General features: G+C 65.4%; 8 protein-coding genes and 1 tRNA gene. All 9 read left to right on the top strand.

What is annotated here, in order from left to right; translation table 11 throughout:
* Window positions 1-22: 22 nt before the first annotated feature.
* The 9 genes from KF785_12205 (at window position 23) to KF785_12165 (ending at window position 12712) form a co-directional block, all read left to right on the top strand.
* Window positions 23-1060 (top strand): COX15/CtaA family protein, encoded by a 1038-nt coding sequence (locus KF785_12205; protein ID MBX3147520.1) that lies wholly within the window; start codon window positions 23-25, stop codon window positions 1058-1060.
* Between the two features lie 70 nt (window positions 1061-1130).
* Window positions 1131-3518: a S9 family peptidase gene (locus KF785_12200; protein MBX3147519.1), complete on the top strand. Its 2388-nt coding sequence runs from the start codon at window positions 1131-1133 to the stop codon at window positions 3516-3518.
* A 33-nt stretch (window positions 3519-3551) separates the two neighbouring features.
* On the top strand, window positions 3552-4229 hold the full coding sequence (locus KF785_12195; protein ID MBX3147518.1) for a nitroreductase family protein: 678 nt from the start codon (window positions 3552-3554) through the stop codon (window positions 4227-4229).
* Window positions 4230-4272: 43 nt separating this feature from the next.
* Window positions 4273-5235 carry a ribokinase gene (locus tag KF785_12190; GenBank protein MBX3147517.1) on the top strand — a complete coding sequence of 321 codons (963 nt, stop codon included), beginning with the start codon at window positions 4273-4275 and terminating at the stop codon, window positions 5233-5235.
* Between the two features lie 15 nt (window positions 5236-5250).
* Window positions 5251-5324: transfer RNA gene (locus tag KF785_12185), tRNA-Met, on the top strand.
* A 98-nt stretch (window positions 5325-5422) separates the two neighbouring features.
* Window positions 5423-7357: a pyrroloquinoline quinone-dependent dehydrogenase gene (locus KF785_12180; GenBank protein ID MBX3147516.1), complete on the top strand. Its 1935-nt coding sequence runs from the start codon at window positions 5423-5425 to the stop codon at window positions 7355-7357.
* A 6-nt stretch (window positions 7358-7363) separates the two neighbouring features.
* Complete coding sequence (locus KF785_12175) at window positions 7364-9745, top strand: carboxypeptidase regulatory-like domain-containing protein (GenBank protein ID MBX3147515.1); 2382 nt, start codon at window positions 7364-7366, stop codon at window positions 9743-9745.
* 99 nt (window positions 9746-9844) lie between these two features.
* Window positions 9845-12256 carry a penicillin acylase family protein gene (locus KF785_12170; protein MBX3147514.1) on the top strand — a complete coding sequence of 804 codons (2412 nt, stop codon included), beginning with the start codon at window positions 9845-9847 and terminating at the stop codon, window positions 12254-12256.
* A gap of 120 nt (window positions 12257-12376) precedes the next feature.
* Window positions 12377-12712 (top strand): PadR family transcriptional regulator, encoded by a 336-nt coding sequence (locus KF785_12165; protein MBX3147513.1) that lies wholly within the window; start codon window positions 12377-12379, stop codon window positions 12710-12712.
* Window position 12713: the final 1 nt, after the last annotated feature.

Below are 12713 nucleotides of genomic sequence, written 5' to 3'. Positions count from 1 at the left end.
GAGTCCTCGACAGATTTGGGGAATGGACGCTTCGACAACTCCCTCTGACCTTGCCCTTCGGCGTTGGCTCTTCTGGTGTATCGTCGCCGTGTATCTGGCGATCGTCGTGGGGGGCATTACCCGCCTGACCGAGAGCGGGCTCTCCATTACCGAGTGGAAACCGGTCTCAGGCATCTTCCCGCCGCTGACCGAACAAGGCTGGGCTGACGCCTTCGCCGCATTCCAGGCCATTCCGCAGGCGCAGAGCACCCACCAGGGCATTACGCTCGCCGGCTTCAAGTTTATCTACTGGTGGGAGTGGCTGCACCGGATCGTGGCGCGCGGCGTCGGGCTCGTCTTTGCCATTCCCTATGTCGTCTATCTGCTTCGTGGCATGATGCCGCGGCATCTGCGGCTTCGTCTGGCCCTGTTGCCGATCCTGACGCTGGGGCAGGGCGTCCTTGGATGGTACATGGTCCAGAGCGGTCTGGTGGGGCGAACCGAAGTCAGTGCCTACCGTTTGGCTGCGCATCTCGGCCTTGCCCTTGCCATCTTGCTCGTTGCACTCTGGACCTGGGCCGACCTGCGGCCGCGGCGGGCTGATCCGCCGGCCAGCCGAGGCTGGCGCATCGCTGTGCTGGCGGTGACAGTTCTGATTGGCGTTACCGTCATGTCCGGGGCCTTTGTCGCCGGGTTGCGGGCTGGATTCATGTACAACACGTTCCCGTTGATGGGCACGACATTCGTTCCGCTCGGATACAGTCTGATGTCGCCCTGGTGGGTCAATGCCTTCGAGAACCCCATCGCGGCGCAGTTTCATCACCGGATCCTGGCGCTTGGTACCGGGGCGTTTGCCCTGGTGCTCGCATGGCGGGCGGGCGGCAGCACGTTGACGGTCGATGGGGTCAGAGCGGTTCGACATCTCGGCGGTGTGGTCGTGCTCCAAGTGCTGATCGGCATTGCGACCTTACTGCTGGTCGTCCCGGTGGCGCTCGGTGCGCTCCACCAGCTCATCGGTGTGGCAGCGCTGACGGCCGGCGTGCTTGCGGTCCATCGTTTGAGGGGAAGTACAGTACCTTAGCTGGTGCCGACGGCCGCGCGTCAGGTGCGCGCGGCCCACCCGTTTCGATCTGATAGAAGAGGGAAGCGTGATGCCTCTCGACCGTCTCCTCGTGTCGGCGCTCTTTGGCGTGGTCGCCGGTCTAACGCCGCTCGATGCCCAGGATCGCACTCCGCTCTATCAGTCGTCCCTGAGGGGCCAGCAGGCGGAGCAGGCTATACCGTTTTCGCTCGAAGATGCCGGACGCGACGATCGCTGGCTCGGCCTCGAGGTCCGCGACGCCCGCTGGGCCGTCGACGGCTCCGGTGTCTACTTCCGCTGGCATCGGCAGCCCGCGCCAGGACAGTACCCGGAACAAGATCCCTGGTTCCGGGTCGGTCGGGATGGTCTGACGGCGCGCGAAGTCGGTGCCGATGAGATCATTCCGGATCGATCGCCCAGCTGGAGCCGCGACGGCCGAGTTGCCGTCTGGCAGGACGGCGGGTCAGTGTTCATGTACCACGCCGGGCGGCCGAATGACGGAATTCGCCGTTTGCTCTCGCTTTCGGGACGGGTCGGCCGGCCGACCGTCAGCGCCGACGGGCTCTGGCTTCAGTTCGTCTACGGCGACGACCTCTATACGTACGACCTGCAGACGAGCCAGCTTCAACAGGTCACCCGGAAACACCTGCCCGACGCCGCGAAGGATCCGGCGGCCAGGTGGCTGATCGAGCAACAGCGCGACCTGTTCGAGCGGGTGCGCGACAGCGTCGAGCGACGCAGCGTTGCTGCCGCCCGGGCTCGCGTCCAGCCCGGGGCTCCGCAGGCCATTCCAGCCCCGCCCGGCACGGTCCTGGAGCAACTGACGCTCTCGCCCGATCGGCGCTACGTCACCTTTGTAGCCCGGACGCTGGCGTCGCCGCGCCCGGTCACTCGATACATGGACTATCTGGCGCACTCCGGGCACGCGGAGGCGCTCACGGCACGGGCCAAGGTTGGTGAGCCACGGGATCGACTGCGCTTCGGTATCGTGGCAATCGATCCGTCGGTTGCTGCGGACAGTGTCCAGATCCGCTGGGTCGACCTTCAGGAGGCCGGTGACCGCCGTACCATGCCGACCGGTCCCTACTGGAGCCTGGAAGGCGACCGCGCCGTGGTCCAGTTCTCGTCGGCCGACTGGCATGATCTCTGGATGGCGGAGGTTGATCCTGCGAGCGGGCGGACGCGGGTCCTGATCCACGACCACGACCCGGCGTGGCTCGGTGGGCCGGCCATCCAATCGAACTACGGCGGTCCGGCCCTGCTCGAGTGGCTCGCCGGCGGACGGTTCGTCTTCGCATCGGAGCGGTCCGGGTGGAGCCATCTCTACCTTGTCGATGGAAGCGGTCAGGTGCGCCCGCTGACCTCCGGCGAGTGGGAGGTCCGGACGGCCGAACTGTCTCGTGACCGGAGCACCTGGCTGCTGGGCGCCGGGCGCGACGGGCACAGCAACGATCACCTGTACCTGCTGCCCGCGGCGGGGCGCGACCTGACCCGCCTGACCGAGCGCCCCGGCCGGCATGTCGGCGCGCTTGCTCCGGATGGGCGGCGCCTCGCCGTCGTCTACGGCGAGACGACCCAGTTGCCGGATCTCTTCCTGCGCGACGCCGCGCCTGCCTCCGCCGAGCGGCGAGTCACAGTCAGTGGGACGGACGAGTTCTTCCGCCGCCGCCTGATTCGGCCGGAGATGATCGCCGTGACCCACCCCGATGGGCGCCCGGTCTGGTCTGCGCTCTATCGGCCTGCGACACCCAATCCGGAGCGCGCCGCGATCTTTCATATTCACGGCGGCGGATATCGCCACTTCAGCCACAACGGCTGGTCCGTCTATGGCTACGGGCTGCACCTGGGGTTGATTCACCATCTGCTCGAGCGGGGCTATACCATCGTCGATTTCGACTACCGAGGTGGCGCGGGATACGGTCGTGACTACCGAACCGATATCTATCGCTCGATGGGGCAGAAGGACGTCGACGGTGCCTTACCCACCATCGACTATCTCGTCGATCGGCTGGGAATCGACCGTGCCCGGATCGGCGTCTACGGCGTCTCGTACGGCGGGTTTTTTACCTTGATGGCGCTATTCCGGCATCCCGGAACCTTCGCGGCCGGCATTGCCAACGCGGCCGTGAGCGACTGGGCCCACTACTCGCACGAATGGACCAGCCGGATTCTAGGCGTGCCGACCGTCGATTCGGCGGCGTACCGGCTTTCCAGTCCGATCAATCACACCTCAGGCCTCGCCGACCCGCTGCTGATCGTGCACGGCCTGGTTGACGACAACGTTCAGTTCCAGGATGCGGCACGACTGGTTCAGAAGCTGATCGAGGATCGCAAGCGCTTCGAGGTGATGATCTACCCGACCGAGCCACATACCATCCAGACCGAAGCCAGCCGTCACGACTACGTTGAACGGACGGTCGAGTTCTTCGATCGGCACCTGCGTGGCCCGAAGCGGTGATACCTGACAGTACCGTCCTGATGAGGTGAGCCGATGTTTCAGCGTGGGGAGTATCCGTTCGTGCCCCTGAGTTTCGTCCGGCGGCCGATCGAGGAGATGCGCAGTGCAGGGGAGTCGTTCTATGCCGAGTTGAACCGACGGCGGACGACGCGACATTTCTCGACCGAGCCGGTGCCTCGGGATCTGATCGAGACCGCCATCCGCGCCGGCGGCACCGCACCAAGCGGAGCGCACCAGCAGCCTTGGACCTTTGTGGCTGTCGCTGATCCGGCCACCAAGGCTGCGATCAGAGCGGCCGCCGAGCGGGAGGAGTACGATTTCTATCACGGGCGTGCTCCCGAAGAGTGGCTGGAAGCGCTGGCGCCCCTCGGGACCGATCAGCACAAGGCCCATCTGACCGATGCGCCTTGGGTCGTGGTGCTCTTCCGCCAGGCGTACGGGCATCGCCCCGACGGTAGCAAGCGGACCTACTACTACACCCAGGAGTCCTGCGGCATTGCGGCTGGTCTCTTTATCGCAGCGGTGCACCAGATGGGGCTGGTGTCCCTGACCCACACGCCGAATCCGATGGGCTTCCTCGGCGATTTGCTCGGTCGACCGCCGCACGAGAAGGCCATGCTCGTCATGCCGGTCGGCTATCCAGCGGCGGACGCACGGGTGCCTGATCTCGACCGGAAGAGTCTCGACGAAATCAGTGCCTGGGTCGAGTAGAACCGGTCTGATCGATGCTGCGGACAGATGGGGGAGACGACCGATGGGGCGGGTGACCGTGGTTGGCAGCATCAACATGGATGTCGTGACGACGGCCGCGCGGCTCCCCCGGATCGGCGAGACAGTCATCGGGTCGACGGTTCAGCTGCTTCCTGGTGGCAAAGGTGCCAACCAGGCCATCGCGGCGGCGCGGATGGGTGCGGCGACGAGCATGATTGGCAGCGTCGGAGCCGACGAGTTCGGCTCGCAGATGACGAATTTTCTGCGAGCGCAGGGGGTTGAGACTGCGCGGATTCAGGCCGACCCGACCTGCGCAACTGGCGTCGCGGTCGTGATCGTCCAGGCTGGCGGTGACAACGCGATTCTCGTGGTGCCAGGCGCGAACCAGCGCCTTGCCGCCGCAGACGTCCTCGAGGAGCTGGGCGGTCCGGGTGACGTCGTCGTGGGTCAGCTCGAAGTGCCGGAGGCTGTGGTGGCCGCTGCGTTTGCCGCTGCGAAACGCAGTGGTGTCACGACCGTGCTGAACGCCGCGCCCGCAGGACCCGTCTCGGCGGAGCTGCTTGCCGACTCGGATGTGCTCATCGTCAACGAGACCGAGCTCGCGACGCTCGCCGGTTGGGATGAACTCGCGGCTGAGGACGTCGAACCGGCAGCCCGGCAGCTGCGGCGGCGAGCCGACGCAATCATTGTGGTCACGCTGGGTGCGCGTGGCAGCCTGGTCATCGTCGATGACCGCGCTGTCGAGATCGCCGCGCGGGCCACTGCAGTCGTCGACACCACCGGAGCAGGCGACTGCTTCGTGGGCGCGCTGGCGGCCGACCTTGCCGCAGGCGCGCCTGTCGAGCGAGCAATCCTCACGGCCACGGCGGCCGCGTCCCTGTGTGTTGGCCGATCGGGTGCCGGGGTCGCGATGCCCAATCGAACCGAAGTGGACGCCCTGCTCGGTGAGGCGTCACCTCGAGAAGCCCATCGACCGAACCTTGACCCTAACGGGACGGGCGGGTAGGATTGGCACCCCTGCGGCAGGGTAGCTCAGGTGGTTAGAGCACGGCACTCATAATGCCGGGGTCGCGGGTTCGAGTCCCGCCCCTGCTATGCGATAAATAACGGTATCATAACAACTTACGCCTCCGCGTGGTGCGGGGGCGTCTTGTTGTGGTAGCTTCTCGGCGTCACCGTCGTGGGGAGGGGTCATGTGGTCATGGCTTCGTGGGGCCGTGGCGCTGCTATTGGTTGCCGGCAGTATGGATGCGCAGGAAGAGGAGTGGCCCGCCTATGGCCGAGACCCGGGTGGGACGAGATACTCGCCGCTTGGCCAGATCGACCGGGCCAACGTCGGTCGGCTGACCCGCGCCTGGGTCTATCGCACCGGCGAAACCCGCCCGGAGTTCGCAACGGCCAGGCGCACGGCGTTCGAAGCGACCCCGCTGATGGTTGATGGAACTCTCTATCTCGGAACGCCATTGGGGCGAGTGATTGCTCTCGATGCGGAAACCGGCGCCGAACGATGGGTTTACGACCCTCAGATTCGGCGCGACGTTCGCTACGGTGATTTTGCCAATCGCGGTGTAGCGACGTGGGTGGATTCGTCGATGTCGCCTGAACGCCATTGTCGCCGGCGGATCTTCATCGCCAATGCCGAAAGCAATCTTGTCGCGCTCGACGCTCGCGTCGGGACGCCGTGCCAGGACTTTGGCCGATCGGGCCGGGTCGATTTGCGTTTGGGGCTCCGAATTCCACCGTTTGAGCCGGCCGCCTACTCCATGACCTCGCCGCCGACCGTGGTTAATGACATCGTGGTTGTTGGATCATCAATATCCGACAACACGGTGCCGCGACCCGCGAGCGGCGAAGTCAGAGGATTCGACGTTCGGACCGGCGAACTGCGCTGGAGTTGGGATCCGATTCCCCAAGATTCGGCGGACCCGGCCTTTGGCCAATGGGTCGGGCGCTATGCGCACAAGACAGGGGGTGCCAACGCCTGGTCGATCATCACGGCCGACCCGAGTCGCGACCTGGTCTTCATCCCCACCGGAAGCGCGGCGCCAGACTACTATGGTGTCTTTCGCCAGGGCGACAACCGGTATGCAAACTCTGTGGTCGCGCTGCGAGCTTCCACCGGTCAGCTGGTTTGGGCGTTTCAGACGGTGCATCACGACCTCTGGGATTACGACAATGCCGCTCCACCGACGCTCGCGACGGTTCGATACGCGGGTCGATCGCGTGATGCGGTGCTGCAGGCAACCAAAAGCGGGATGCTGTTCGTTCTCGACCGAGAGACGGGCGAGCCGATCATGCCGATCGAGGAGCGACCGGTGCCGTCGAGCGATGTGCCCGGAGAAATCGCCGCAGCAACCCAACCTTTTTCAGTAGTGACGCCTCCGCTCAGTCCGCATCGATTGCAGCCAGAGGACGTCTGGGGCCCAACGCCCGACGATCGCTCGGCATGTCGAGCAGCCCTCGAAGGACTGCGCAACGAGGGTGTATTCACTCCCCCCAGTCCCCGCGGCACCCTGATGCTGCCGTCCAATATCGGGGGAGCGCACTGGGGCGGCGTGGCGGTCGATCCGACTCGCCAGCTGGCGATCGTGCCGGTCAATCGGATTGCCGCGATTGTGCAGCTGCTGCCGCGGGAGGGCTTCGATCGTGCGACTCAGACGGCGACCGACCGGATGTTGGGTCACGAGTATGAGTACAACGCCATGCGTGAAACCCCGTATCTGATGCGGCGCCGGCTGTTTCTGGGTCCCTCCGGGCTGCCGTGCACCCCACCGCCGTTTGGTAGTCTGGTGGCGGTCGATCTCGTGAGCGGGAAGATCCGTTGGGAATCTCCGCTCGGTGCGCTTGGCGATCCGCCGAATCCGGCGCTCGGCGCGCCCAATCTCGGCGGACCGATCGTGACGGCGGGGGGAATAGTTTTCATCGCTGCAGCGATCGACCGTTCGCTCCGCGCCGTCGACACCGAGACCGGGCGCGAGCTCTGGAGAGGTGCTCTGCCAGCGAGCGGGCGAGCGACTCCCATGACGTACCGCAGCACCTCGGGAAGACAGTTCGTGGTGATTGCCGTCGGCGGCGGCGATCTTTTCGGCGCCGGTGACTACGTCATTGCCTTTCACCTGGGTAACTAGCTCCGCATGCGTGCGGGGCTTCGGCAGGCGCTGGTACTGTTCGGTCTGGTGGTCGTCGGCGCCCCGGAGGCTGCTGCCCAGCCCTCCGATCGGGTAGTCGTCAGCGGGACCGTCGTCGACTCGCTCTCGGCAGGGCCGGTCCGTCTTGCGGCCGTCCGGGTAGTCGAATCCGGCCGATCGCAGCTGACGACGGATGAAGGTAGGTTCCGACTCGAACTGGCTCCCGGGCGCTGGACCCTGGACGTCCGCCGAGTCGGCTATCTCCCGGTCGCGGTGCCGTTGGTGCTGGCTGCGGACTCGGTGCAGCTGGTGGTACACCTCGTCCGGCGGCCGCTGGAGCTCGAGGAACTGACCGTGACGGCGGAAGACGATCCGGCCGAGCGCATCATTCGCCGCGCCATCGCCGCGAAGCGCGACGCGCTGGACGGCCTCCGCGATTACGAGCATCAGGCATTCGTTCGTCTGCTGATTCGCGACCTCACCAAGTCGGCCGACTCGGCTGAGTCCATCCTGGCTATCACGGAGTCCAGGGTCGATGCCAGCTGGAAGCATCCCGGTCGTTACCAGGAGCGGATCATTGCGCGGCGCCAGTCCGGCAATATCCCGGCGGACAACAACGTCGTGACCATCGGTGAGTTGCTCAATTTCAGTCGGGATCGGATCGAACTGGGGCCCCATCAGCTGCCGTCGCCGATTGCCGATGACGCCCTCCGTCACTATCGCTTCCGCATTCTGGACACCCTGAGGCTCGACCGCGGCTTGACGTATCGCCTGGCGCTCGAACCGCGCTCGGAGGCGGCGCCGGCCTTCGTTGGCGTGATCGATGTCCTGGACTCGACCTACCGGGTCCTCACCATCGACGTCGGTCTCAATCCAGCTGCGCAGCTTTCACCCCTTGTCAACGTTCGCTATCGTCAGCTCCTGACCGAAGGACAGGGCGGGCTCTGGTGGCCCCAGCAGATTCGCTTATCCGCCGAGCTCGCCTTCAAGGTTCCATTGCCCGGCGTGCCCAGGCGACTGGGGTTGGAGCATATCGCAACGCTGGGACCTTTCGATGTCGATCGCGGGGTTGCGCGCGACTTTCACTATCGGATCGTGGTGGCGCCTGATGCGGATCGGGCGGACTCGGCGCGATGGCGCGAGGTTGCCGGTCCGCCGCTTACGCCGGTGGAGGCGCGGGCCTGGGTGCGTATCGATTCGATCGCCGACCGGCGTCGCGGCCCGATCCGACAACTCTTGCGGCTGGTCCTCGATGGTGTCGTCGATGCGCGTGGCGCAGACTTCTTCCACTTCAATCGAGTCGACGGAGCCTACCTGGGTGCCAGCGTGCTCGAGCCCCTTGGTAACGACCTTCGGCTTGCCGCAAAACTGGGCTATGGTACCAGCAGCGACCGGGCGCAGTACCGCGTTGGAACCGACTTCCGAATTCTCCCCTCGCGCGACCTCTGGCTCGGCTGGCGTCTTCACGACGAAACCATGACACGGCCGACCTTGCCGTCGCAGGGTCGGGACGCCACGCTCAAGGCGCTGGTGGCCCGCGATCCCTTCGACTACTACCGCGAGCGCGGGCTCGTCCTTTCGGCCGACGCCAGGTTGATCGGCCAAGTGCGCGTTGGCGCCGACTATCGCGATGCGCGCCAGACCAGCCTGCCGCTCTCGTCCGATTATACCCTTCGACGCGGCGAGCGGGTGGTTCGGGTCAATCCCGCGATCGAGGAAGGTCGGCTGCGATCGATCACCGGTCGCCTGAGTTTCGATACCCGACCGGTAATGCGTGGCAAGGGCGGGGACGTTCTCCTGCCGATGTACGCCTGGAGTCGGATCCAGGTCAGCGCGGAGGTTTCAGATCCCGATTGGATTGCCTCCGACTTTGCCTACCGTCGTTACCAGGTCGACGCGGTGCATCGGCGGCGTGTCGGAACGATCGGAACGCTGACGCTTCGCGGGGTGGCAGGGTGGAGCAATGGAACGCTGCCTCCGCAGCGGCAGTTCGGCGTCGACCATGGCACCGACCTGTTCGGCCTCGAGCGAATCGGGTTCAACAACCTGGGAGACACCCTGTTTGCCGGAAACCGGATCTGGGCGGTGACGGCGATTCATGAATTCGGACGCCTGCCGCTTGCCGCGAGCGGCATTCCGGTCGTTCGTGACCTGCCGGTTCGGGTCAGCGTCCATGGGGGAGCGTTTCAGACCCACTGGCGTCACCGCTCCGGCGCTAGACCGCCTGGTGCGCAGGATGCGACCGATCGGGTGTTCGGCGAAGTTGGTTTACGCTTCGATGGGCTGACACCGTTCCTGGCGCCCTTCGATCTGACCGTTGCGATTACCCGCCAGTTGTCGGCCTTTCCCACCAAGACGTGGTCGGTCGGATTCGGGTTCTTCCGGTAGCCGTATCCCGCTGCCACCGCCGCCGGCGGTGATTGCGTCACGCGCCTGATCCCGTATCATTTGAAGCGTCCCTTCCACCCTTCCTGCTGGAGTCAGAACATGTCGTGGCGGATTCAGAGAGCTGTGTCCCGCTGGAGTGCGGTGTGCTGCGTCGTGCTGGGTCCGCTCGCGGCCTCGAGTGACCCCGCGGCGGCGCAACGAGGGACGTCAGAGGACGGCGGGTCCCTCCGCGCCCGGATCAGCACCACTGCCTATGGGGTGCCCCACGTCGAGGCGACCAGCCTCGCTGGGGCGGGCTTCGGTCACGGCTACGCCCTCGCCGCAACGGACATCTGCACGATTGCCGATCGTTGGGTGACGGTACGCGCAGAGCGGTCCCGCTTCTTCGGTGTCGAGGGTAAGCGCGACGGCCGGCAGACCGTGACGAATCTCCAGAGCGACTTCTACTGGCAGTGGCTGATCGATCGTGACGTGGTCGGTGCGGAGCTGCGGCAGGCTCCGCCGGCAGGCCCGATTCCAGAGGTTCGCGAGATGGTTCGCGGTTACGTCGCTGGCTACAACCACTATCTCGAACAGGTGGGGGTCGGCAACCTGCCTGATGCCCGGTGCCGCGGTCAGGCCTGGGTTCGTCCGATCACGGAGCGAGATGTCTATCTCCGGGCGCTGCACACGGCGATCATGCTCAACTCCTCCTGGATCGGCCCGACAGTCGACGCCGTTCGGCCGGGACAAGCGGCCTCGGGCCCTCGCTCTCCCTCACCGGGCCCAGAGGCGGAGCCGAGGCTTACCATGAGCAACGTGATTGCGCTGGGCCGCGATGGTACCGACAACGGGAAGGGGATGGTCTTCATCAACCCCCATTGGCGCTGGCACGAGCCGGAACGCTTCTTCGAAATCCACCTCACCGTTCCGGGTGTGCTCGACGTTTACGGCGGGACGTTCCCGGGCAATCCTTTCGTTCTGCTCGGTTTCAACCGCAACGTGGCGTGGAGTCACACGGCCAGCGTGCCGAAGCGGGAAACCGTCTATCAGCTTCGCCTCGCGCCAGGCGACCCGACCTCCTACCAGTACGAGGGCGCGACCCGACGGATCAGCCCCAGAGTTGTCTCGGTCGACGTGCTGGGCGACGACGGCAGGCTGACTCGGCACAGCCACACGTTCTGGGAAACACACTTTGGACCGGTCATTGCCAACGGCACATTCGTCTGGACGACGACGACGGCATACGCCGTTCGGACCGTATCGACCGGTTTCCGCTGGCTCAATCAGCAGTATGAGATGAACGCGGCGCGCTCGGCCGAAGGTCTCGACCTCGCCGGGCGGCGCTATATGGCCCTCGGCTGGCTCAACACGGTCGCGGCAGACGACCAGGGCCGAGTCATCTACGGTGACCGTTCTTCCGTGCCGCATGTAACGGACGCGATGCGTGCCGCTTGTACCAATGCGGAGTTGGGCAAGGACCTATGGAGTCGGCAACAGCTGATCGTCTTCGACGGTTGGCGCAAGGAATGCGAGTGGGGTACTGACCCCGATGCTCCCGTGCCGGGCATCTTCGGCCCAAAGCGCCTTCCGATGCTCGACCGGTGGGACTACGCCACCAACTCGAACGACAGTCACTGGGCCAACCATGCCAGCACGTTACTCGAGGGCTTTGACGCCATCATCGGTGATGAGCGCACGCCCCGCAGCCTGCGAACCCGGAGCGGGCTGCACAAAATCGAAGCTCGTCTCCGGGGCACCGACGGGCGCCCGGGGCAACGGTTCTCGCTGGCCGACCTCGAGACGATCACCATGGACAACCGGGTCTACTCGGCCGAGCTATGGCGCGATCCGCTGGTGACGCATTGCCGAACGCTGCCGGTCCAGAAGGGCATTCCGGAAGCCTGTGACGTGCTGGCGGCATGGGACATGACGGACGACATCGACAGTCCCGGGGCCGTGCTCTGGCGTCGCTTCATGGAGAACCTGACGCAAGCCGCGCAACCGGAGGCTGAGCTCTTCACCGTGCCGTTCGACCCGAAGGATCCGATGGCGACGCCGCGGGGGCTCAATGCAGCCAACCCGAGGATCACCCGAGCTCTCACCGCTGCCATCGGCAATCTTCGAGACACGGGCATCCCTCTCGCGGCCAGGCTACGCGACTACCAGATCGAAGAGCGAGCCGGTCAGCGGATCCCGATTCCCGGTGGCCCGGCTCAGACGGGACAGTACAACCTCGTCCTGAACGGGTCGGGATGGGTGCCGGGGAAGGGCTGGAACACCATCGTGCACGCCACCAGCTACGTGGCGTGGGTACAGTTCACGGATCGGGGTCCGGTTGGGCGGTCGCTCCTCGCGTCCTCGCAGTCGAACAACCCCGACTCGCGCCACCACGCGGACCAGACGCTGCTCTTTTCCCGCAAGGAATCGAAGCCGATCCTGTTCGATCGGACGGACATTGAAGCGGATCCGACACTCAAAGTCGTCGAGCTGTGCCGGACAGCGGCAGGGCGGAGCTGTCAGGGCAACTGAGCTCGCGATTGCAACGAATGCCGCCTTGCCGGGATCTGACCTGGTACGGCGGCTTTCTTGTGTGCCATTGACCTAAATCGCTTAGGCTAAGAGATTGAGGTAACGTCCTCGGGAGCACCCATGGCTGGTTCCGTTGAATTGATGCAGGGCACCCTCGATTTCCTGATTCTGAAGGCTCTGACCTGGGGCCCGCGCCACGGGTTCGAGGTCTCTCGCTGGATTCGGGACACCACCGACCAGGCCCTCACGATCGAGCAAGGTGCGCTGTACCCGGCTCTCCACCGGATGGAACAGCGCGGATGGCTGGACGCCGAGTGGGCCGTGACCGAGCACCGCCGTCGGGCCAAGTACTATCGCCTGACCCGGCTCGGTCGAAAGCAGCTCCAGGCTCAGGACGCCGATTGGCGCCGTTACGTGGCGGCGGTGGGGAAGATCCTCGCAGCTGCCAAAGTTTGAG

This window comes from Gemmatimonadales bacterium (assembly GCA_019637315.1).
GTDB lineage: Bacteria > Gemmatimonadota > Gemmatimonadetes > Gemmatimonadales > GWC2-71-9 > SHZU01.
This window is presented reverse-complemented; position numbering and strand designations above follow the sequence as displayed.

Excerpts from the sequence above, each read along its gene's own strand:
- KF785_12205 (MBX3147520.1), top strand. The coding sequence starts at position 23 with ATGGACGCTTCGACAACTCCCTCTGACCTTGCCCTTCGGCGTTGGCTC.
- KF785_12200 (MBX3147519.1), top strand. The coding sequence starts at position 1,131 with ATGCCTCTCGACCGTCTCCTCGTGTCGGCGCTCTTTGGCGTGGTCGCC.
- KF785_12195 (MBX3147518.1), top strand. The coding sequence starts at position 3,552 with ATGTTTCAGCGTGGGGAGTATCCGTTCGTGCCCCTGAGTTTCGTCCGG.
- KF785_12190 (MBX3147517.1), top strand. The coding sequence starts at position 4,273 with ATGGGGCGGGTGACCGTGGTTGGCAGCATCAACATGGATGTCGTGACG.
- KF785_12180 (MBX3147516.1), top strand. The coding sequence starts at position 5,423 with ATGTGGTCATGGCTTCGTGGGGCCGTGGCGCTGCTATTGGTTGCCGGC.
- KF785_12175 (MBX3147515.1), top strand. The coding sequence starts at position 7,364 with ATGCGTGCGGGGCTTCGGCAGGCGCTGGTACTGTTCGGTCTGGTGGTC.
- KF785_12170 (MBX3147514.1), top strand. The coding sequence starts at position 9,845 with ATGTCGTGGCGGATTCAGAGAGCTGTGTCCCGCTGGAGTGCGGTGTGC.
- KF785_12165 (MBX3147513.1), top strand. The coding sequence starts at position 12,377 with ATGGCTGGTTCCGTTGAATTGATGCAGGGCACCCTCGATTTCCTGATT.